This window comes from Mycolicibacterium arseniciresistens (genome assembly GCF_030519285.1).
GTDB classification, from domain to species: Bacteria; Actinomycetota; Actinomycetes; order Mycobacteriales; family Mycobacteriaceae; genus Mycobacterium; species Mycobacterium arseniciresistens.
Window position 1 is genome coordinate 1 of sequence record NZ_JAUMSQ010000070.1, and the last position, 20,678, is coordinate 20,678.

25 protein-coding genes are annotated in these 20,678 nt (G+C 68.6%); 4 read left to right on the top strand and 21 right to left on the bottom strand.

Going from position 1 to position 20,678, the window contains the following annotated elements; translation table 11 throughout:
* A partial coding sequence (locus tag Q2100_RS11965) for an HNH endonuclease signature motif containing protein (RefSeq protein ID WP_302914230.1) occupies positions 1 to 1,453 on the top strand: 1,453 nt, incomplete at its 5' end.
* 124 nt (positions 1,454 to 1,577) lie between these two features.
* Positions 1,578 to 2,813, top strand: coding sequence for a serine hydrolase domain-containing protein (locus Q2100_RS11970; protein WP_302914231.1), 1,236 nt, complete (start codon positions 1,578 to 1,580; stop codon positions 2,811 to 2,813).
* Here the strand turns inward: Q2100_RS11970 and Q2100_RS11975 are convergent.
* From Q2100_RS11975 to Q2100_RS12035, 13 genes are all read right to left on the bottom strand, one after another.
* Positions 2,810 to 3,157: a DUF732 domain-containing protein gene (locus Q2100_RS11975; protein ID WP_302914232.1), complete on the bottom strand. Its 348-nt coding sequence runs from the start codon at positions 3,155 to 3,157 to the stop codon at positions 2,810 to 2,812. The genes Q2100_RS11970 and Q2100_RS11975 overlap by 4 nt on opposite strands.
* Before the next feature lie 110 nt (positions 3,158 to 3,267).
* Positions 3,268 to 3,711 carry a 50S ribosomal protein L15 gene (gene rplO / locus Q2100_RS11980; protein ID WP_264011096.1) on the bottom strand — a complete coding sequence of 148 codons (444 nt, stop codon included), beginning with the start codon at positions 3,709 to 3,711 and terminating at the stop codon, positions 3,268 to 3,270.
* Between the two features lie 2 nt (positions 3,712 to 3,713).
* Positions 3,714 to 3,902, bottom strand: a complete 189-nt coding sequence (gene rpmD / locus Q2100_RS11985) for a 50S ribosomal protein L30 (RefSeq protein ID WP_264011094.1) — start codon at positions 3,900 to 3,902, stop codon at positions 3,714 to 3,716.
* Positions 3,903 to 3,905: 3 nt separating this feature from the next.
* Positions 3,906 to 4,583, bottom strand: coding sequence for a 30S ribosomal protein S5 (rpsE, locus tag Q2100_RS11990; RefSeq protein ID WP_264011093.1), 678 nt, complete (start codon positions 4,581 to 4,583; stop codon positions 3,906 to 3,908).
* 28 nt (positions 4,584 to 4,611) lie between these two features.
* Complete coding sequence (rplR, locus tag Q2100_RS11995) at positions 4,612 to 5,022, bottom strand: 50S ribosomal protein L18 (protein WP_302914233.1); 411 nt, start codon at positions 5,020 to 5,022, stop codon at positions 4,612 to 4,614.
* Between the two features lie 2 nt (positions 5,023 to 5,024).
* Entirely contained in the window at positions 5,025 to 5,561 is a 537-nt protein-coding gene (gene rplF, locus Q2100_RS12000) for a 50S ribosomal protein L6 (protein ID WP_302914234.1), read from the bottom strand.
* 14 nt (positions 5,562 to 5,575) lie between these two features.
* On the bottom strand, positions 5,576 to 5,974 hold the full coding sequence (gene rpsH / locus Q2100_RS12005; RefSeq protein ID WP_264011091.1) for a 30S ribosomal protein S8: 399 nt from the start codon (positions 5,972 to 5,974) through the stop codon (positions 5,576 to 5,578).
* Positions 5,975 to 6,072: 98 nt separating this feature from the next.
* Complete coding sequence (locus Q2100_RS12010; RefSeq protein ID WP_011558444.1) at positions 6,073 to 6,258, bottom strand: type Z 30S ribosomal protein S14; 186 nt, start codon at positions 6,256 to 6,258, stop codon at positions 6,073 to 6,075.
* Positions 6,259 to 6,262: 4 nt separating this feature from the next.
* Positions 6,263 to 6,826: a 50S ribosomal protein L5 gene (rplE, locus tag Q2100_RS12015; RefSeq protein WP_264011090.1), complete on the bottom strand. Its 564-nt coding sequence runs from the start codon at positions 6,824 to 6,826 to the stop codon at positions 6,263 to 6,265.
* Between the two features lies 1 nt (position 6,827).
* Entirely contained in the window at positions 6,828 to 7,145 is a 318-nt protein-coding gene (gene rplX / locus Q2100_RS12020) for a 50S ribosomal protein L24 (protein ID WP_264011089.1), read from the bottom strand.
* A complete protein-coding gene (gene rplN / locus Q2100_RS12025; RefSeq protein ID WP_137148880.1) occupies positions 7,146 to 7,514 on the bottom strand; it encodes a 50S ribosomal protein L14 in 369 nt (122 codons plus the stop codon).
* 236 nt (positions 7,515 to 7,750) lie between these two features.
* Positions 7,751 to 8,443 (bottom strand): hypothetical protein, encoded by a 693-nt coding sequence (locus Q2100_RS12030; protein WP_302914235.1) that lies wholly within the window; start codon positions 8,441 to 8,443, stop codon positions 7,751 to 7,753.
* Between the two features lie 2 nt (positions 8,444 to 8,445).
* On the bottom strand, positions 8,446 to 10,797 hold the full coding sequence (locus Q2100_RS12035) for an arylsulfatase (protein ID WP_302914236.1): 2,352 nt from the start codon (positions 10,795 to 10,797) through the stop codon (positions 8,446 to 8,448).
* A 103-nt stretch (positions 10,798 to 10,900) separates the two neighbouring features.
* On the opposite strand from Q2100_RS12035, the gene Q2100_RS12040 reads away from it, so the two are divergent.
* Complete coding sequence (locus Q2100_RS12040; protein ID WP_264011084.1) at positions 10,901 to 12,160, top strand: cytochrome P450; 1,260 nt, start codon at positions 10,901 to 10,903, stop codon at positions 12,158 to 12,160.
* Here the strand turns inward: Q2100_RS12040 and fadD1 are convergent.
* Genes fadD1 through Q2100_RS12055 form a run of 3 tightly spaced genes read right to left on the bottom strand, consistent with a single transcriptional unit; the run spans position 12,142 to position 16,292 of the window.
* Positions 12,142 to 13,734, bottom strand: a complete 1,593-nt coding sequence (gene fadD1 / locus Q2100_RS12045) for a fatty-acid--CoA ligase FadD1 (protein WP_302914237.1) — start codon at positions 13,732 to 13,734, stop codon at positions 12,142 to 12,144. The genes Q2100_RS12040 and fadD1 overlap by 19 nt on opposite strands.
* Positions 13,735 to 13,743: 9 nt before the next feature.
* A complete protein-coding gene (locus tag Q2100_RS12050) occupies positions 13,744 to 15,348 on the bottom strand; it encodes a flavin-containing monooxygenase (protein ID WP_302914238.1) in 1,605 nt (534 codons plus the stop codon).
* Positions 15,345 to 16,292 carry an alpha/beta hydrolase gene (locus Q2100_RS12055; RefSeq protein WP_302914239.1) on the bottom strand — a complete coding sequence of 316 codons (948 nt, stop codon included), beginning with the start codon at positions 16,290 to 16,292 and terminating at the stop codon, positions 15,345 to 15,347. Before Q2100_RS12055 ends, Q2100_RS12050 begins: the two co-directional genes overlap by 4 nt.
* Positions 16,293 to 16,390: 98 nt before the next feature.
* On the opposite strand from Q2100_RS12055, the gene Q2100_RS12060 reads away from it, so the two are divergent.
* A complete protein-coding gene (locus Q2100_RS12060) occupies positions 16,391 to 17,011 on the top strand; it encodes a PadR family transcriptional regulator (protein WP_269893723.1) in 621 nt (206 codons plus the stop codon).
* A gap of 4 nt (positions 17,012 to 17,015) precedes the next feature.
* On the opposite strand, the gene Q2100_RS12065 is transcribed toward Q2100_RS12060, so the two are convergent.
* From Q2100_RS12065 to Q2100_RS12085, 5 genes are read right to left on the bottom strand one after another with little or no spacing between them, the layout of a single operon-like run.
* Positions 17,016 to 17,435 carry a Zn-ribbon domain-containing OB-fold protein gene (locus tag Q2100_RS12065; protein ID WP_302914250.1) on the bottom strand — a complete coding sequence of 140 codons (420 nt, stop codon included), beginning with the start codon at positions 17,433 to 17,435 and terminating at the stop codon, positions 17,016 to 17,018.
* Between the two features lie 12 nt (positions 17,436 to 17,447).
* Positions 17,448 to 18,650 carry a thiolase family protein gene (locus Q2100_RS12070; RefSeq protein ID WP_302914240.1) on the bottom strand — a complete coding sequence of 401 codons (1,203 nt, stop codon included), beginning with the start codon at positions 18,648 to 18,650 and terminating at the stop codon, positions 17,448 to 17,450.
* Positions 18,647 to 19,084, bottom strand: a complete 438-nt coding sequence (locus Q2100_RS12075; RefSeq protein WP_302914241.1) for a MaoC family dehydratase — start codon at positions 19,082 to 19,084, stop codon at positions 18,647 to 18,649. Before Q2100_RS12075 ends, Q2100_RS12070 begins: the two co-directional genes overlap by 4 nt.
* Before the next feature lie 10 nt (positions 19,085 to 19,094).
* The gene (locus Q2100_RS12080) at positions 19,095 to 19,595 is read right to left on the bottom strand and encodes a MaoC family dehydratase (RefSeq protein WP_302914242.1); all 501 of its coding nucleotides are present in this window, start codon (positions 19,593 to 19,595) and stop codon (positions 19,095 to 19,097) included.
* A complete protein-coding gene (locus Q2100_RS12085; protein ID WP_302914243.1) occupies positions 19,592 to 20,668 on the bottom strand; it encodes an acyl-CoA dehydrogenase family protein in 1,077 nt (358 codons plus the stop codon). The genes Q2100_RS12080 and Q2100_RS12085 overlap by 4 nt, the downstream gene beginning before the upstream one ends.
* Positions 20,669 to 20,678 lie beyond the last annotated feature (10 nt).

Genomic DNA, 20,678 nt, shown 5'->3' on the forward strand with positions numbered 1-20,678 from the left:
TGAGTTGTACGCACTGCGAATGTCGGAGCGGGACGAGATCAGCGACCAGTGGGCCGTGGACACCGAATCCGCCGTGGCCGTAGAGATCGGCGCCGCACTCAACATCGTCCACGACTGGGCCAAGAAACAGGTCAGCCTCGCCCGCGGCCTCCGGGAACGCCTGCCGCTGGTCGCAGCGACCTTCCGCGCCGGTGATCTGAGTCTGCCCATCGTTGAAACACTGCTGCATCGCAGCGATCTGATCACCGACCCCGCGATCCTGACCCACGTCGACGCCAAGCTCGCCGGCGCGGCGGCCCGGTTGGCGACACTGAGCTACGGACAACTCTGCGGGCATGTCGACCGGATCATCGCCCGCGAGGACAGCGACGCGGTGCGGCGGCGCAAGAAGGCCGCCGATGATCGCGAGCTCTGGTTCCACGACGGCCTGGACGGCATGAGCACATTCGGTGGCGCCATGCCCATCACCGACGCCGAGATCTTCGAGCGAAGCGTCGACGCGATGGCCGACACGGTCTGCACCGACGACCCCCGCACCAGAAGGCAGCGCCGCGTCGATGCGATCGCCGCGCTGTGCAGCGGCGCCGAGCGCCTGCCATGCCAGTGCGCCAATTCCGACTGCCCCCAGAAAGACGCGGTCGCCGCCCCCTTCGTCATCCATGTCGTGAACGGCCCCGGCGACCACACCGACACCGAAGCACAGCCCGCCGAGACCGCCGCCGAGGCGGAGGCCGCCGAGACCGATGCCGATGCCGAGCCCGAGACAGCCGAGCCCGCCGAGACCGGCGCCTCTGACTCGGTGGCGTCCCTGGTGCGCAACGGTGCGATCCTGCCGTCCGAACTGATCGCCGGCCTCGCCGAGCAGGCCACGATCCGGCCGCTCATCCATCCCGGCGACGCCCCGCCCGAACCCCGCTACACCCCGTCGCGGAACCTGGCGGAGTTCGTGCGGTGCCGCGACATGGGGTGCCGGTTCCCGGGCTGCGACGTGCCGGCCTGGAAAGCCGACATCGACCACACCGTCCCCTACAGCCAGGGCGGGCCGACCCAGGCGTCGAACCTCAAGTGCCTATGCCGCCTGCATCACTTGATCAAGACGTTCTGGGGTTGGCACGACCAGCAACACCGCGACGGCACGGTCATCTGGACCAGCCCAGCGGGCCAGACCTACACCACCACACCGGGATCGGCGCTGTTGTTCCCCCACCTCTGCTTGCCTACCGCAGCTGCGATCATCACGCCCCGACCCGATGGCCTAAGCGGCGAACGCACCGCGATGATGCCCCAACGCCAACGCACCCGAGCCCAGAACAAGGCCGCCCGTATCGCCGCCGAACGCCAACACAACCGCGAACAACGCGAAGCCCGGCGCCGCGCCCGCCGAAAGGCACTCGGCGAACTCGTCGCCCCCGCGCCGCCGCCCCAACCCGGCGACGAACCACCACCCTTCTAGCCACAGCACGGCCACCACCGCCGACGCCACCACACGTCGGCGGTATCCGCCTGCGCGGAGCACCCGAATACCTCTCCCCCGCAGCATGCGGTGCCATATTGTGCCGTCAAGGCGGGAGGTCAACATGGTGCTCAAGGTCGCGGTATCACCGGACGACATCCACGGCGACGCCGACGAGGGCTACGGCAAGGTGGCGGACGCCTTCCGCGCCAACTTCGCCGCCCGAGAAGAGATCGGCGCCGCCGTCGCCGTCTACCGCGACGGCGTCAAGGTGGTCGACCTGTGGGGCGGCTACCGCAACGGCCTCACGAAGCAGCCGTGGCAGCGCGACACCATCGTCAACATGTTCTCCACGACCAAAGGCGTTGCGGCGCTGACGACTGCCGCCGCAGTGTCGAAGGGCCTGTTCTCCTACGACGACCGGGTCGCCGACCTCTGGCCCGAATTCGCGCAGGCCGGAAAGGCCGACATCACGGTGCGTCAACTGCTCGCCCACCAGGCCGGTCTCTGCGCCCTGACCCCGGCACCCACACTCGCCGATGTCGCAGACACCCAGCGTCTCTCGGCGATGCTCGCCGCCCAGAAGCCCGCCTGGGTGCCCGGCACCCGGCACGGCTATCACGCCATCACCCTGGGCTGGTACCAGTCCGAGTTGATCCGCCGCGCCGACCCGGCCGGCCGCACGCTCGGCCGGTTCCTCGCCGACGAGATCGCCACCCCGATGGGCCTCGACCTTCACATCGGACTGCCCGACACCGTCAGCGCCGACCGCATCGCCCTCGTGCACTACTGGAAACGATGGGAGACGCTGCTGCACATGAACGTGATGCCGCCCGGATTCCTCGCGACGTCTCTCAATCCCATCGGGCTGACGGCGCGCACCGTCGGCGTGCCCAGCGACGTCGCTCCCTTCGACGGCGCCTACAACCGCCCGGACGTGCGCGCCGTCGAGATTCCGTCCGTCAACGGCCACGGCACCGCCGAACCCGTCGCCCGGCTCTACGGCGACGCGGCCACCGGTGGCGCCGAAATCGGCTTCGACACTGACACGGTCGATGCACTGAAAGCCGACGCCACACCGCCCAGCAAGGGATCCAACGACAAGATCATGCACATCGGCGTTGCGTACTCACTCGGGTTCTGCAAGCCCATCTCGCCGCACTTCTCGTTCGGCTCGTCCGAAGCGGCCTTCGGCACACCCGGCTTCGGTGGATCCTTCGGCTTCGCCGATCCCGACACCGCCACCGGGTTCGCCTACGTGATGAACCGGCAGGGATTCCACCTCTACAGCGACCCGCGGGAACTCGCGATCCGCCAGGCACTGTTCCGTGACGTGCTGAAGACGCGTCCGCAGACCTAACGGCCGGTGAAGCGGCGGTGCTGAGGACAGTAGACGGCCACCGACGCCCGCATGAAGCCGACCGCCTCCTCACGGGTCATGTTGCTGTTCTGCAGCGTGGACACCACGCCGCGCACCACCGGCGCCGGATTCGGATTGGCGGCCAGCTGCTGGGTGATCGCGTCGCAGACGGCGCGCCCCATCGCCGCGATGTCGGTTCCAGGTGCGGCTTTCAGGCCCATCTCGCTGATCACCTTCTGAAACCGCTCGTCGTTGGTCTCGGCGTAGGCGGTTGCTGTGCTGCCGCACACGGCGAAGCCGGCGACGGCAAGCGCGACCGCGGCGGAACGGAAGTACCGGATCATGGTCTGCTCCTCGGTTCGCAATCGCTGTGTGATCGCGCCAGCGTCGTGCAACGTTACGTCAACGACAAAGGCCCCGCACGCGGGAAGCGTGCGGGGCCTCTGTTCGATGCTTAAAGCTCGGTCGCCGATCCGCCTGCGGCGGTGATCTTCTCGCGAGCGCTACCGCTGAACTTGTGGGCACTGATATTGACGCTGACCGACACCTTGCCGTCGCCCAGCACCTTCACCAGCGTGTTCTTGCGCACCGCACCGGACGCCACGAGCTCGTCGAGGCCGATGTCGCCGCCCTTGGGGAACAGCCGGTCGAGATCGCCGACGTTCACCACCTCGTAGGAGGTGCGGAAGCGGTTCTTGAAGCCCTTGAGCTTCGGCAGCCGCATGTGGATCGGCATCTGGCCGCCCTCGAACGTCGCCGGGACGTTCTTGCGGGCCTTGGTGCCCTTGGTGCCACGGCCTGCGGTCTTGCCCTTGGAGCCCTCGCCGCGACCGACGCGCTGCTTGGCCTTCTTCTCGCCGGGTGCCGGCCTCAGGTCATGGAGCTTGATCGGTGTCATTCTCAGACCTCCTCTACGTCAACGAGGTGGTGCACGGTCTTGATGAGTCCGCGGGTCTGCTCGTTGTCCTCACGGACCACCGACTGGCGGATCTTCCGCAAGCCGAGTGTGCGCAGACTCTCCCGCTGGTTCCAGCGCGCACCGATGGTGCCGCGCACCTGGGTGATCTTCAGTGTTTTTTGCGATGCCATTGCCTACGCCGACCCTTCACGTGCAGCCGACGCGGCCAGCGCGTCAGCCTCACGACGGTGCCGCAACATGCTGGCCGGGGCGACATCCTCGATGGACAGCCCGCGACGGGCGGCCACCTCTTCCGGACGCTGCAGCATCTTCAGCGCGGCAACGGTGGCGTGCACCACGTTGATCGCGTTGTCGCTGCCCAGCGACTTGGCCAGGATGTCGTGCACGCCGGCGCATTCCAGCACCGCACGGCACGCACCACCGGCGATCACACCGGTACCGGGGCTGGCCGGACGCAGCATCACCACGCCTGCGGCCGCCTCACCCTGCACCGGATGCGTGACGGTGCCACCGATCAGCGGCACGCGGAAGAAGCCCTTGCGAGCCTCCTCGACGCCCTTGGCGATCGCGGCGGGAACCTCTTTGGCCTTGCCGTAACCGACGCCGACCATGCCCTTGCCGTCACCGACGATGACCAGGGCGGTGAAGCTGAAACGCCGACCACCCTTGACCACCTTGGAAACCCGGTTGATCGCGACGACGCGCTCCAGGTAGTTGCTCTTGTCGCCACCGTCGCGTCCGCCGCGTCCACCGCGGTCGTCACGACGGCCCCGGTTGTCGCCGCGATTGTCGCGGGAGCCTCGCTGGTCGGACGTCGCCGGCCCGGCCGCTCCTGCTGCCTGCTCGGCCATCATGCAGTCCTTCCGTTGCTAACAATCATCAGAACGTGAGCCCGCCTTCGCGAGCCGCATCGGCGAGCGATGCGATCCGTCCGCCGTAGGTGTATCCGCCGCGGTCGAACACGACCTTCTCGACACCCGCGGCCTTGGCGCGCTCCGCGATCAGCTGACCGACGCGAACGCTGTGGGCCTTCTTGTCGCCGTCCACCGCCCGCACGTCGGCCTCGATCGACGAGGCCGCCGCCAGGGTGGTGCCGGTGAGGTCGTCCACCAGCTGCACGTGGATGTGCCGCGACGAACGGTGCACCACCAGGCGCGGCACGTCGGCGGTGCCGGCGACCTTCTTCCGCAGCCGCGCGTGCCGACGCAGTCGCGACGTCCGGCGGGTCTGGGAGATGTTCTGCCCCACGGGCTTGCGCGTGGTGGGGGCTTCTGTCTTCGCAGTAGCCATCTCTACTTACCTGTCTTTCCGACCTTGCGGCGGATCTGCTCACCTTCGTAGCGGATCCCCTTGCCCTTATAGGGATCGCTCTTACGCAGGCGGCGGATGTTGGCCGCGATCTGGCCGACCTTCTGCTTGTCGATGCCCGAGATCGAGAACTTCGTCGGCGTCTCCACCGCGAAGGTCACACCCTCGGGCGCGTTGATGACGACGGGGTGGCTGTATCCCAGCGCGAACTCCAGCGTGTTGCCCTTGAGCACCACGCGGTAGCCGACGCCGAAGATCTCCATCTTGGTGGTGTACCCCTCGGTGACACCGGTGACCAGGTTGGCCACCAACGTCCGCGAGAGCCCGTGCAGCGAGCGGTTGCGCCGCTCGTCGTTGGGCCGGGTCACCACGATGGCGCCGTCGTCCTGTGAAACCTTGATCGGCTCGGCCAGGGCCACGGCCAGGGTGCCCTTGGGCCCCTTCACCGAGACGTTCTGACCGTCGATGGTCACATCGACCCCGCTGGGGATGGTGACCGGCTGCTTACCAATGCGCGACATGATTCAGTTCCCCCTCACCACACGTAGGCGAGGACTTCGCCGCCCACGCCGCTTCGCGCTGCCTGGCGGTCGGTGAGCAGGCCCGACGACGTGGAGATGATCGCCACGCCAAGGCCGCCGAGCACCCGGGGCAGGTTGGTTGACTTCGCGTACACCCGCAGGCCGGGCTTGGACACCCGGCGCAGACCCGCGATGCTGCGCTCACGGCTCGGGCCGTACTTGAGCTGCACGACCAGGGACTTGCCGACGCGGGCATCCTCGGTGCGGAAATCGGAGATGTAACCCTGCTCCTTGAGGATCTCGGCGATGTTGGCCTTGATCTTCGAGTGGGGCAGTGTCACCTCGTCGTGGTACGCCGAATTGGCGTTGCGCAGACGTGTCAAGAAGTCTGCGATCGGGTCCGTCATTGTCATGACAGCCGGTTCACCTTCCTCGCGGCGGTTCCCACTGTGGTCAGTTCCATCGGGGGCCTACCGCAACCTGTTTGGATTGGTCTGATTTGAAAGCCGGCTTACCAGCTGGACTTCTGCACACCGGGCAGCTCACCCGCATGCGCCATTTCACGCAGGCAGATGCGGCACAGCCCGAACTTGCGGAACACCGCGTGGGGACGGCCGCACCGCTGGCAGCGGGTGTAACCCCGCACCTTGAACTTCGGCTTCTTGTTGGCCTTGTTGACCAGCGCCTTCTTTGCCATCTGCTCAGTTCTCCTTGAACGGAAAGCCCAGCGCCCGCAGCAGCGCTCGTCCTTCGTCGTCGTTCGTCGCCGTGGTGACGACGGTGATGTCCATGCCACGGGGCCGGTCGATGTCGTCGATGTTGATCTCGTGGAACATCGACTGCTCGTTCAGGCCGAAGGTGTAGTTGCCCGTGCCGTCGAACTGCTTGGGGCTCAGGCCGCGGAAGTCGCGGATTCGCGGCAGCGCGATCGAGGTCAGCCGGTCCAGGAACTCCCACATCCGGTCGCCGCGCAGTGTCACGCGTGCACCGATCGGCATGCCCTCGCGGAGCTTGAACTGTGCGATCGACTTGCGGGCGCGGCGGATCTCCGGCTTCTGGCCGGTGATCAGCGCCAGGTCGTTGACCGCGCCGTTGATCAGCTTGGCGTCGCGGGCGGCGTCGCCGACACCCATGTTGACGACGACCTTGACCACGCCGGGGATCTGCATGACGTTGGCGTAGCCGAACTCCTTGTTCAGCGCGTCCTTGATCTCGTCGCGGTAGCGCTGCTTCAGGCGGGGGATGGTCTTCTCAGCGGTGGTCATGTCAGATGTCCTTGCCGTTGCGCTTCGAGACGCGGACCTTCTTGCCGGTTTCGTCGTCGAAGCGGTAGCCGATGCGGGTCGGGTTGCCGTCGGAGTCGATCACCATCACGTTGCTCACGTGGATCGCCGCCTCCTGCGTGACGATGCCGCCCGAGGACGCGCCCCGCTCGTTCGCCGACTGCGCGGTGTGCTTCTTGATCCGGTTGACGCCCTCGACGAGGATCTTCTCGCGGGTCGGGTAGGCCTCGATGACCTTGCCCTTGGCGCCCTTGTCCTTGCCGGAGATGACCAGCACCGTGTCGCCCTTGTGGACCTTCATCTACAACACCTCCGGGGCAAGCGAGACGATCTTCATGAAGCGCTTCTCACGCAGTTCGCGGCCGACCGGGCCGAAGATGCGGGTGCCGCGCGGGTCGTTGTCGGGCTTGATGATGACGGCGGCGTTCTCGTCGAACTTGATGTAGCTGCCGTCGGCGCGCCTGCGCTCCTTGACGGTGCGGACGATGACGGCCTTGACGACGTCGCCGCGCTTGACGTTGCCGCCGGGGATGGCGTCCTTGACGGTCGCCACGATCACATCGCCGATGCCGGCGTATCGCCGACCCGAGCCACCGAGCACACGGATGCACAAGATCTCCTTGGCACCCGTGTTGTCGGCGACCTTCAGCCGCGATTCCTGCTGAATCACTCGATCTCCTGACCTGGGTTATGTCTGCACGCCAGATACCGACCTGGTCGTACGCGGTCTTGCGTCACCGAAGAGCACGCAGGGCCCATCCGAATGGATCGGCCGAGGTCTGCCCAAGGCAACCCGTTGATTCTAGGTGAGGACCTGCGGAGAACCAAATCGTCGCTGGTCAGCGATCACGGCCCCGGCAACCGAAGCCCTCATGGCCGGAGGCACTGCGCCCGCAAGGGCGTGTCTCAGGGTAGTGCGACGCCGAAGTCCCCGGTGAACACCTCGGCCGCGGCTTCGAAGCCCGCGGCCGCCATCGGCGCCGTGACGTGCACCGCTGCCAAATACATGCCGCCGTCCGGGGTCCAGATGTGCACGATGCGGTCCCGGTATTCGATGGCGTCCTGATCGGTGTTGGACAACGTGCCCATCAGTTCCTGGCCGCTGTAGTCGCAGAGCTCACCGGGCAGCACGCTCACCGCGCTGATCGACGAGTCGGCGACGAGCCGGTCGGAGTACGTCTCGAACGCGTAGGCAGGCTCCTCGTCGGTCGGGGTCACGGTCACCAGGGCCTTGATGTCCTCGGGGCCCGCGATGAGCACCCCGTCGCCGCTGGGCTGCGGCGGCCCGAAGCCGTCCGGGACGGCCACGGTGATCACGGGTGCGGTGGGGCCGGGTCCGGGGACCGTCGCCTCGGCGGCAGGCCGCGGCTCCGGCGCGCAGGTCACGGTTCCCGGGGGCACCGGCACCCGATCGGTCGGGACGACCCCGAAGTCGATCGGCCCGGACGGCGGCGTCACCGCCGCGCTGCTCGACGACGGCTGCGCCGACTCCTCGGATCCCGGCGGCTGCGACGCCGCCACCGCTGTGCCGTCGTCGGTTCGCGCGCACGCCGTCGCCAGGCACACCACGGCCAGCACCGGTACCAAAGCTCTGTTCATCGTCAGTCCCTCGCGAACGCCCGCGCGAACTCGCGGTCCAGGTCGGCATACGGTGTGCCCGAGACGTCGACGTTCACCAGCTCGATGGTGCCGCCGGTGAACGGGAACGGCGCGGTGTAGCTGCGCGACACCGGTGAGCCGGTGTTGCGTCCGACCGACAGGCCCGCACCCGCCAGCCCGAATGTGCCGGGGTGCACCTGCACGTCCGGCAGCGTTGCGACGGCTTCGTCGTCGACATAGAGCGTCGCCTCGCCGAGTGGGGTGTGGCTGCCCTCGACCGTGCCGGTGCGGACGAATCCGGCGCCCAGCGTGTGCCGGCCGGGTCCGACGGCCGTCGGCGAGGACAGCGTCTGCTCCTTCTCGCCGAGGAAGTTGTACACGTAGTTGAGTCGGCCGTCGGCGAAGAACAGCACGTGTCCGCCATGTGCGCCACCGTGTTTGAACACCACGCCTTCGGTGTCCGCGTCGTCGAGCAGCACGTCGGCGCGCACCGCGAACGATCTGCCCTGGATCTCGACCGCGGCGCCGACGCCGACGTCGGCGGTGCCCGGGTAGTAGGTGTAGGAGTCACGCGCGCCGGCCAGGTAGGGCCGGTGACGCGACAACGTCTCGAGGATGTTCAGGTCCGCCAATGGCAGGCCGTTGTACTTCTCGGCCTCGCTGAACCACAGCGCCTTGAGTTCCTCGAGCCTGTCGGGGTGTTCGGCGGCGAGATCCCGGCACTGGCTGCGGTCGTCGGCGATGTGGAAGAGCTCCCAGCGGTCGCGGTCGAAGTGCGACCAGCCGGCCGGCGATGCGGCGTGCACCGTGTTGGCGAACCACCCCCGGTGCCAGATGCCGCGGGTGCCGAGCATCGTGTAGAACTGGGTGTCCTTGCCGGTGTCGGCGGCCGGGTCGTCGAGCGCCGCGCGGAAACTGATGCCGTCCAACGGTTTCTGCGCCACTCCCTTCACCGTGTCGGGTGGTGTGATGCCGAGCAGGTCGTACACCGTGGGGGTGACGTCGCAGACGTTGACGTAGTGGTCGCGCACCTCGCCGTGCGCGGCGATGCCCGCCGGCCACGAGACGATGGCGGTGTCGGCGATGCCGCCCTCGTGTGAGGCGTAGCGCTTGAACAGCTTGTAGGGCGTGTTGAAGGCCATCGCCCAGCCGATCGGATAGTGGTTGTAGGTCTGCGGGCCGCCCAGCCGGTCGAGGAACCGGATGCCCTCCTCCGTGGTGTCGATGTAGCCGTTGAAGAACTTGACCTCGTTGACCGAACCGTTGGGTCCCCCTTCGCCGCTGGCCCCGTTGTCGGAGATGACGACGACGATCGTGTTGTCGAGCTGGCCGGACTCCTCGAGGTAGTCGAGCACCCGGCCGATCTGGGCGTCGGTGTAGCTCAGGAATCCGGCGAAGACCTCGGCCATCCGGCTGAACAACCGCTGCTCGTCCCCGCTCAGCGAGTCCCAGGGCCGAACGGTGTCCTGCTCCGGCCACGGCTGCCCGTCCGGACCGGTGACGCCGCGGTAGGGGTTCATCGGCGACAGTTCGGTGTCGGCCGGGACGACGCCCAGCTTCTTCTGGTTCTCCAGCACGATCTCGCGGTAGCGCTCGTAGCCCATGTCGAAGCGTCCGGCGTAGCGGTCCGCCCACTCCGGGGCGACGTGGTGCGGTGCGTGGCCGGCGCCGGGACACAGGTAGGTGAACCAGGGCTTGTCCGGGGCGATCACCTTGGCGTCGCGGATGAACTCGATCGTCTTGTCGGCCAGGTCTTTCGACAGGTGGTAGCCGTCCTCGGGGGTGGCGGGCGGCGCGACGGGGTGGTTGTCGTAGACGAGTTCGGGATACCACTGGTCGGTCTCGCCGCCCATGAAGCCGTAGAAGCGCTCGAACCCGCGTGAGAGCGGCCAGTGCCTGCGGGTGGCCGCCAGGTTGGACTCCTCGAGCGGCGTGAGGTGCCACTTGCCGACGCAGTAGGTGTTGTATCCCTGCTCGGCGAGCACCTCGGACAGCAGCGCGGTGTCGAAGGGGATGCGGCCGTTGCAGTTCGGGAACCCGTCGGTGAACTCCTCGATGGTGGCCATGCCGACCGTGGTCGCGTTGCGCCCGGTGAGCATCGATGCCCGGGTGGGCGAACACAGTGCGGTGGTGTGGAATTGGCTCATCCGCACACCGCGGTCGGCGATCCGGCTCATGGCGGGCATGTCCACCAGGCCTCCGAAGCAGTCCCACGTCGCGATGCCGGTGTCGTCCCACACCAGGTACAGCACGTTGGGCGCGCCGGCGGGCGCGGTCGGCGCGGCGTAGGGCCCCCAGTCCGGCTGCGAATCCCGGATGTCGAGGTCGATCCTGCCCGCGAATTCCGGCGACATGGCCGGGACGCTACACCCGCGAGACGCGCCATTCCGTCGATATCGGTCACCCCGGGCACCACTGTGAGGTATTCCTAAGCGGAAGAGTTAGAGAGGTGCCGACATGCCCGCTCCGCTGCTGCCACCCGGCTTCGACTTCACCGACCCCGACATCTACGTCCACCGGTTGCCCGTCGAGGAACTGGCCGAGCTGCGTCGCTCGGCGCCGCTCTGGTGGAATGCCCAGCCACCCGACGTCGGCGGCTTCGGCGACGGCGGCTACTGGGTGGTGACCAAGCACCGCGACGTGCGCGAGGTCTCGGTGCGCAGCGACGTGTTCTCCTCGTCGGAGAAGTCGGTGGTGCCCCGCTATAAGGTCACCGGCGGCGGCGGTCAGATCGAGGCCGGCCGCGCGTCGATGATCATGATGGACGATCCGGAGCACACACGGCTGCGCAAGATCATCTCCCGCGGCTTCACCCCGAGGGCCGTCGAGCGGTTGCGCGCCGAACTCGATCAGCGCGCTCAGCGCATCGCGGCCGCGGCGGCCGGACTCTCCACCGGCGACTTCGTGCTCGACGTCGCCCGCGAACTACCGCTGCAGGCCATCGCCGGTCTGCTTGGCGTACCGCAGGAGGACAGGGAGAAGCTGTTCGACTGGAGCAATCAGATGATCGGCGACGAGGACCCCGAGTTCGCCGGATACGACTCGCTGGGCTCAGCGGCCGAATTGATGTGGTACGCGATGCAATTGGCACAGCGCAAAGCCGGGCAGCGCAGCGAGGACATCGTCAGTGCGTTGATGGACGCCGACGACGAGGGCCAGCTGACGGAGGCCGAGTTCGGGATGTTCGTCGTCACGCTGACCATCGCGGGCAACGAGACGACGCGCCAGTCCATCACGCAGGGGATGATGGCCTTCACCGAGCACCCCGAGCAGTGGGAGCTGTTCAAGGCCCGCCGCCCGAAGACCGCAGCGGACGAGATCATCCGCTGGGCCTCCCCGATCAACGCGTTCCAGCGCACCGCGTTGCGGGACACCGAACTCGGTGGCGTCCGCATCCGCAAGGGGCAGCGACTGGTGCTGTTCTACCGGTCCGCGAACTTCGACGAAGAGGTCTTCGACGAGCCGTCCCGATTCGACATCCTGCGACACCCCAACCCCCACCTCGGATTCGGTGGCACCGGCGCGCACTACTGTGTCGGCGCCAACCTCGCGAGGATGACGATCGACCTGATGTTCAATGCCATCGCCGATCACCTCCCCGATCTGAAGCCACTCGGAGATCCCGAGCGGCTGCGGTCGAGCATGATCAACGGCATCAAGCACTGGGAGGTCGACTACACCGGCGGCCGTCGGACGGATCAGTCCGCGCCGGCGTAGCGGACGGGCCGATACGTTCGGGACCGGGCCGGCCGCTCCCACAGCGCTCCCCCGCCGGCGGTCACGCCGTCCTTGATCAGTTCGCGCTTGAGGATCTTGTTGGTGGCCGTCTGCGGCAGCGCGTCGTTGATGCGGACGAATCGCGGCCACGCCTTGGGGGACAGATCCCGTTGCCCGGCGAGGAAGGCCTCGAGTTCGGCGGGGGTGAGTTCGGCACCGTCGTTCAGGACGACCGCGGCCATCACCTGGTCGCCGACGTGCGGGTCGGGCACCGCGTAGACCGCGACCTGGTTGAGTTCGGGCAGCCTCAGCAGGATTCGTTCGATCGGTGCGGCGGCGAGGTTCTCGCCGTCGACCCGCATCCAGTCGGCGGTGCGGCCCGCCAGGTAGATCCATCCTTCGGCGTCGCGGTAGGCGAGGTCCCCGGACCAGTACATCCCGTGGCGCATGCGCTCGTCGGTGGCACCGGGATCGTTGTAGTATCCGCCGAACGCACCGCCGCCGGTGGTGTTGACCAGTTCGCCCACCGCGGCGTCGAAGTTGACCAGCGCACCGGTCTGGTCGAAAACTGCTGTTGCGCACTCGGTCACGGTGTCGGGGTGGTAGACGGCGACACCTTCCCAGCCCTTGCCGATGGATCCGGGCGGGGTGCCGTCCTCGCGGACCACGATGACGGCGAACTCGCTGGAGCCGAACCCGTCCATCACCCGGCAGCCGAACCGCCGCGCGAATGCCTCGATGTCGCGGTCGGCGGCCTCGTTGCCGAACGCGACCCGCAGCGGGTTTTCGGCGTCGTCCGGTCGCTCCGGGGTACCGAGCACCAGTGCGAGCGGCTTGCCGACGTAGTTCATGTACGTGGCGCCGTACCGCCGGATGTCGTCGATGAAGCGTGAGGCCGAGAACTTGGCGGGCACCATCGCCGCGCCGCTGCAGACGGCCACCGACCAGCCACCCGCCACGCCGTTCGAGTGGAACAACGGCATCGACAGATAGCAGACGTCGTCGGGTGTGATGTCGTGTTGCAGCACCAGGCTGCTGCCACTCAGCACCGCCATCACGTGGGCGAAGGGCACCGCCTTCGGGTTGCCGCTGGTGCCCGAGGTGAAGATCAGCATCATCGGGTCGGTGGCCGCGACCTCGCGGTGCGGCACCAGCGCTCCCGCGGCGCCGACCGCCTTCAGGTAGGCCGGTGATGTCACGTCGATGACTGTCACACCGGTCAGATCCAGCCCGTCGAGCAGCGGCAGGTGGTCGGGATCGACCAGCAGCAGTTGACAATCCGATCGGCGGATGTCGTCGAGCAGACCCGCGCCACGGCGGGTGGTGTTGATGCCGCACAGCACGTAGCCACCCAGTGCGGCGGCGGCCATGGATCGCAACATTTCCGGGGTGTTGCCGAGCAGCACCCCGACATGCAGTGGCCGGGTCGGATCGGCCGAATCGATCATCGCCGACGCCTCGGCGGCGGCCTCCGCGAGATGCTCGCGCCAGGACCACGTCCTGTCCCCGTACATGACGGCGACGCCGTCGTCGTCCATGCGGTCGCGAAGGACCTGCTGGATGGTCTCATGCATGGGACGTCCTCATCGTGAGGTGAACACCAGTCCGGCGTAGTCGTTTGCGGCGACGTCGTCGCACTGCCTGCGGTAGTTGCCGAATCCCCCGACGTACGGCATGAACACCCGCTTCTTGCCCTCGATGTTCGCACCGAGGTACCACGACGAGGCGGCGTGGACGAACAGCGTGCCCTCGGCCACCTCGGTGACGTGCCGGGTCCACGCGTCGGCGGCATCGGCACGGGGTTCCACCTGGGTGACACCCTGCACGCGGGCCTCGGTGATCAAGGCCATCACCCAGTCGACCTGGGCCTCGGCGTGCAGGACCATGTTGGCCAGCACCGACGGGCTGCCCGGTCCACTGAAACTGAACAGATTCGGCAGCTTCGGGATCATCATCCCGAGGAACGTGACCGGTCCGTCGGCCCACAGGTCACCCAGCCGGGCACCGCCCGCGCCGACCGGGTCGATGCGGCTCAGTGCGCCGGTCATCGCGTCGAACCCGGTGGCGAACACCAGGACGTCACAGGGGTATTCGGAGGTGGTCGTCTGCACGGCGCCGGCTGTGACGGCGGTGATGGGCTCGCGGCGCAGGTTGACCAGGCTGACGTGGTCGAGATTGAAGGTCTCGTAGTACCCCGTGTCGGTGCAGATGCGCTTGGTGCCGATCGGATGGTCGGCCGGGACGAGGTCGTCGGCGACCGCCGGATCGGCGACGAGCTCCCTGATGCGTGCCTCGGCGAACTCCCGTGCGATGTCGTTGGCGGCCAGGTCCGTCAACTGGTCGGCGAACGTCTTGCTGAACAGCACACCGCCCTGGGTCCACCGCTGCCGCAGGGCCGCTTCACGTTCCTCGGGACTGGTGTCGGCGGCGGGTCCGGCCGGGCTGGTGTGCGGCGTCCCCGCGGGCGCGTAGGCCGAGCGGCGGCGCCGCTCGGCGTACTCCGCCCGGATGCGGCGCATGTCGTCGTCGGTCCATGGGTGGTTCGGCATCGGCACGCTGTAGTTCGGCGACCGTTGGAAGACCGTCAGCGACGCGGCCGACGCCGCGATGAGGGGTGCGGCCTGGATACCCGAGGACCCGGTGCCGACCAGCCCGACGCGCTTGCCGGAGAAATCTGGGTCGCGCTGAGGCCAGGCCGCAGTGTGGTAGACCTCGCCGGCGAAGTCCCCGACGCCCGGCAGGTGCGGCCGGTTGACCGCGGACAGGCAGCCGGTGGCGCACAGCAGGAACGAAGCACGGTGCTGCGTGCCGTTCGACGTGCGCACCTCCCACGTCCCGGTTCGCTCGTCGAAGGCGGCGCCCGTCACGGCCGTGCCGAACACGTAGTGGCGGGTCAGGTCGAACCGGTCGGCGACGTGCTCTAGGTAGGCCAGGATCTCCGGCTGGCCGGCGAACCGCTCGGTCCACGTCCACGACTGCTGCAGGTCCTCGTCGAAGGAGTACGAGTAGTCGACGCTCTCCACGTCGCAGCGCGCGCCCGGGTAGCGGTTCCAGTACCAGGTTCCGCCAACGCCGCCGGCGGCGTCGATACCCATGACGCTCAGGCCGGCCGCGGCGGCGCGGTGTACCGCGTACAGCCCCGCGAAGCCGGCACCGATCACGATCACGTCGTGGCGCCCGCCCGTCACGACACCGCCTCCGCGACGCGGGCGGCGAGCAGGTGGCGCATGTCCGACCACAGCAGTTCGCGGGCGGCGACCGCGGGCGGGAAGGCCATCATGGTGAGGAAGCCGTGGAAGAGACCGCGGAAGTCGCGGTGCAGCACCGCGGTACCGTCCTCGCGCAGTCGCCGGGCGTACGCCGCGCCTTCGCTGTGCAGCGGGTCGAGGGTGGCGGTGACCACGATCGCCGCGGGCAGCGCCGCCAGGGAGTCCGCGCGTGCGGGCGCGACGAGGTAAGCCGGTTCGGGCAGCGCCGTTCCGCCGAGGTACTGCCGCCAATACCATTGCAGGGCAGCACGGGTGGTGGCATATCCGGTGGCGCGCAGGCGCTGGCTGACGCTGTCGCACGACGGGTCGATCACCGGATAGAGCAGGATCTGCGCGAGCGGCGGGACCGTGCCCCGTTCCCGGCACAGGATCGACGTGACGGCGGCGAGGTTGCCGCCGGCACTGTCTCCCGCCACGGCGATACGCCGGGGGTCGACGCCGAGTTCCGCGGCGTTGCGGGTGACCCAGTCGAAGGCCGCGAAGGCGTCCTCCGCGGCGGCGGGCGCCGGGTGCTCGGGGGCGAGCCGGTAACCGACCGAGATCACCACCGATCCGGTGTGTCGGGACATCGCCCGGCAGAATCCGTCGTGGCTTTCGATGTCGCACAACACGAATCCGCCGCCGTGGTAGAACACCACACCGGGAAGTGGCGTGTCACCGGGACCGTGCGGCCGGTAGATCCGCACGGCGATGGATCCGGTCGCGGTGTCGATGACGCGGTCACGGGCCGCGGCGTCGTCGACGTTGGTCACCGCCTGGCGCCTGGCGGCCACCGCCACGCGCGCCGCCTCGGCGGACATCTGCTCGACCGCCGGGAAGGCGTCGTCGAGCGTCCGCAGCATCGCGGCTACTCCGTCGTCCATGGGCTCCTCGTCGGTGGTGACCTGTTTCTATCAGAAATAGAGATGGGCCGGGCCGGATTGTCGGCATCCCTGGGCGGCCGCTCATCTAGGGTGTCGCCATGGCCGACGACCACCCGGAGCCGGGTCCGCGACTGCGGGCGACGAGCTACGCGGTGCTGGGCCTGCTGTCCTTCGGTCAGGAGCTGTCGGGTTTCGACATGAAGCGCTGGGCCGACTGGAGCCTCAAGTTCTTCTACTGGGCGCCGTCCTACAGCCAGATCTACGGCGAGCTGCACAAGCTCGAGGAGTTGGGTCTGGTCGCGTCGCGCCTGGACGACAACAAGAACGTCGCGCGCAAGCGCGGTGAGCGCGAGAAGCGGGTCTACCGCATCACCCCCGAGGGCGAACGGGCCGTGTCCGCGTGGACGGCCGAGGCGGCGCCGGAGCCCGCCGTGCTCAAACACGGCATCATGCTGCGGGCGTGGTTGGGCCACACCGCCGATCCGGCGAAACTGCGTGAGATGGTGCTGGCGCACCGCGCGCAGTCCGAACGCATGAGGGTGCTCGCCCAGGACCACGCCGAGGGTGCGGCGCCGGTACCCGAATGGGAGTATCCCGTCGCGGTGCTCAACTGGTCGGCGCAGTACTACGCCGACGAGTGCGCCCGCGCCGACACCCTGCTCGCCGAACTGGACCGGCTCGCCGCCAAGCGCAGGCGCAAGGCCCGACGCAAGTCCTGACGTCTCACGCCGGCCGGTACCGCAGCAGCGTCACGCCGGTGCCCGGCACGTCGTGGAACACCGGGGTGACCCGCATCCCGACCCGGATCTGCTCGGGTTCGACGTCGACCAGTTCGGTGCTCACACGCGGTCCCTCGTCCCACTGGACGACGGCGAGCAGTTGCGGCAGCGCATCGGCCCACGGTGGACCGGTGGGCCGCCGCGCCACGGTGTAGGTGAACAGCTCACCGGCGCCGGAGATCTCGCGCCACTCCAGGTCGTCGGCCAGCGTCCCCGGCGCCAGGGTGCGGGGATAGAACACATGGCGTCCCAGGGACGGGCTGTACTGGATCACGATGCGGTGTTCGGTCAGCGCATGCCAGTACGGTGCGGACACCGGGGTCGGCTCCGGCAGCGGCACAACAGGCCGCGATTCGGGGGGCATGCCGGTCACCTGTCAGTCACCTCCCAGCACCAGGGCCACCTGCTCACTCATGATGCCGCCGGTGCCGGTGACGAAGGCGACGTCGCAGCCGGCCACCTGGGCGTCGGCGCTGCGGCCCATCACCTGACGCGCGGCGTCGACCACGTGGTGCATGCCGCCCGCCATGCCGGCCTGCCCGAAGGACAGCTGGCCACCGGCGGTGTTGAGCGGGAAGTCGCCCCGATAGGTCAGATCGGTTTCGTTGATCCACTGTGCGCCTTCGCCCTTGGGACAGAAGCCGGCGTCCTCCAGGCTCATCAGGACAGTGATGGTGTAGCAGTCGTACACCGACGCGACGTCGACGTCGGCCTGGGTCAGGCCGGCCATCGCGAACGCCTTCGCCGAAGACCGGGCGACGGGGGTCACCATCAGGTCGTCGGCGTAGGTCGGCGTCTTGAAGGCGATGTGTTCGCCGAAACCCTTGATCCACACCGGCCGGTGCCGGGAACGCGCCGCGAGGTCGGCGTTGGCGATCAGCACGCCCGCGCCGCCCTGGACGCGCATCACGGTCTCCAGCATGTGGATGGGGTCGGCGATCATCGGGCTGTCCAGCACGTCCTCGACGGTGAGCGGCTTGCCGTGGAACACCGCGCCGGGATGAGCGCACGCATTGGTGCGCTGGTCGACGGCGATCTTGGCCAGCGCGACGGGATCGTATCCGTACAGCGCCGCGTACCGCCGGGCGATCTGAGCGTAGGGCGCGTTCTGGCCGACGTTGCCGTACGGGATCTCGTACTCGGCCTGCGGCGAACCGAACTCGTTGCTCGACGCGCCGTACCAGGCGGGCTGCTGCGGCGGCCGGCGCTGTGACCGCGGCAGCATCGTCGACCCGGGGACGACGGCGAGCACGGCATCGCAGAGGCCCAGTTCGACGGCGACGGCCGCGCGCCACACCATGCCCGCCGACGTGGCGCCCCCCAGGTCGACCCGCTCACCGAAATCGATGGGCAGCCCGAGGTATTCACTGAGGGTGGCCGGGGCGAACATGGCCGATTCGGCGATGCCGTGGCAGACGATGCCGTTGATCACCGCGGTGTCCAGGCCGGCGTCCCGGCTCACCATCGCGGCCAGCGCGGCGTACTGGTCGATGGTGAAGAGCTCGGGACGGGTCTGCTTGCGCTGGGCGGGCAGTTCCGCGATCCCGACGATCGCCGCTTCGCCGCGCAGTCCCGTCACGCGCCGTCCCGCCTCGGCAGGGCCACCGTCGCCGTACCCGGCATGAGCACCGTGTCTCCCCGCCGGCCCGCGATGTCGACGTCGACGAGGCCGACCCCGTCGTCCATCCGCTTGGCCGTCACCGTCCCTGCGAACGTCAGCTCCTCACCGGGATAGGCCACGGCGCGGTTCTGCACCGAGTACCGGATCAGCCGGCCGCGGCCGCCGATCCAGTCGGTGAGGGCGCGTGCCAGCAGGGCGGACTGCAACGGGCCCTGCACCAGTACGTCGTCGTATCCCTCGACGGTCGTCGCCCAGTCCCTGTCGTAGTGGATGCGGTGACCGTTGTAGGTGGCGGCGCTGAAGAAGAACATCTGCGTCCGGTCCACGGTCACCGCGAGCGGGGTGATCGCGTCGCCGGGTTCGACGTCCTCGAAGAACAGCTGGTCGGTCACTCGCGGTCTCCTATGGCCGGGCGATCATCGACGTGGTGGCCTCGGCCAGCAGCGCACCGTGCTGATTGCGGTAGCCGGTGTGCCACGTCACCAGCACGAAACGGCCTGACCTGCCATGCTTCTCGACGATCGACTCGATGGTGCGGACCATCTCGACCTCGTCGCGGTGATAGGCGGGCAGATGGAACGTGGTGGATTCGCCGCCGGCCATCCGGCGCGGCGCGCGGGGGAATGCCAGCCCGCCGGACACCGCTCCCGACGAACCGTCGGGACGCAGGTCGGCCAGCGCCGCGACACCGAGCACCGCGTACTGCAGGTACAGCGGCGGACAGATCACGTCGTCGTACCCGTTGGCGCGGGCGTACTCCGTGTCGAACCACAGCGGGTTGTGGTCACCCACCGCCGCCGCCCAGCGCTGCCATTGCAACCGGTCCACGTCCCCGGCGCCGCGGGCGGCGACGGTGCCCACCCGGGCCGCTGATTCGGCGTCGATCAGGCTGTCCTGGTTCACGAGTCGGCTCCCTCCAGCCACGTCGCGGCCACGTCGGCGCCGCCGCCGAGCGTGGAGAGCACCCGCGCCCGTTCGGAATACCGGTGCAGGTCGGTGTCGACGACGTATCCCATGCCGCCGTGCAGCTGGTGCGCATCGAGGGTGGCGAGCTTGGCGGCCCCTGCGGCGTGCATGCGGGCGACGGCGGTCGGGCGGGTGGCGTCATGACCGTCGTCGAGGAGTGACACCGCCGCCCAGCAGGACAGCCGGGCCGCCGCAAGGGCGATGTGCATGTCGGCCACCAGATGCTGTGCGGCCTGGAACGACGCGATGGGCCTGCCGAACTGGTGGCGCAGCACGGTGTGGTCGACGGTGCGCTGCAGGGCCGCCTCGCCGACTCCGACGAGGTCGAGGGACGTCAGGGCGGTGGCGACCATGGCGAGCCGGTGCAGCTGGTCGTCGGTCACTCCCCTGGTGTCGCCGAGCACCATGCGGCGGTCGTCGACCCTGACGCCGTCGAAGTGCAGCCGCGCCGCGGTCTGCCCGCCCATCATGGTCAGCGGTTCGGCGCGCAGCGCCGGGGAGAGGGTGGGCACCACGAACACCAGCGATCGTGTGTCGGCGGTATCAGTGCCGGAGACGATGACGAAATCGGCGTGTGCCGCGTCGAGCACGAAGTCGGCGCAGCCGTTGAGCAGCCAGCCCTGGCCGTCGGGTGCGGCCAGCAGCGTGGGCGTCCCGACGCGCGCGTCGACGGCCGACCACAGAGCCGTTGCGTACCGGCATGTTCCGGCGGCGATGCCGGGCAGCAGCGCGGCACGCTGTTCGGCATCGCCGATGGCGTTCACGGCAAGGCCGGCGATGATGGTGCTGTGCACGATCGTCGGGCACAGGCCGCGGCCCGCCTCCACCGAGAAGGCACCGAGGTCCTTCAGCGTTCCGCCGGACCCGCCGTAGGTTTCGGGTAGGGCGAGTCCGAGGATGCCCGCGTCGGCGAGAAGGCCCCAGACGCCTGGTGACTCGGAGTTCGCCGCGAAGAGTCGCCGCAGCATCGCGGTGAACTCGAGTTCGTCCTCGTCGGGCAGCAGGCGCATGTCGGGTCTC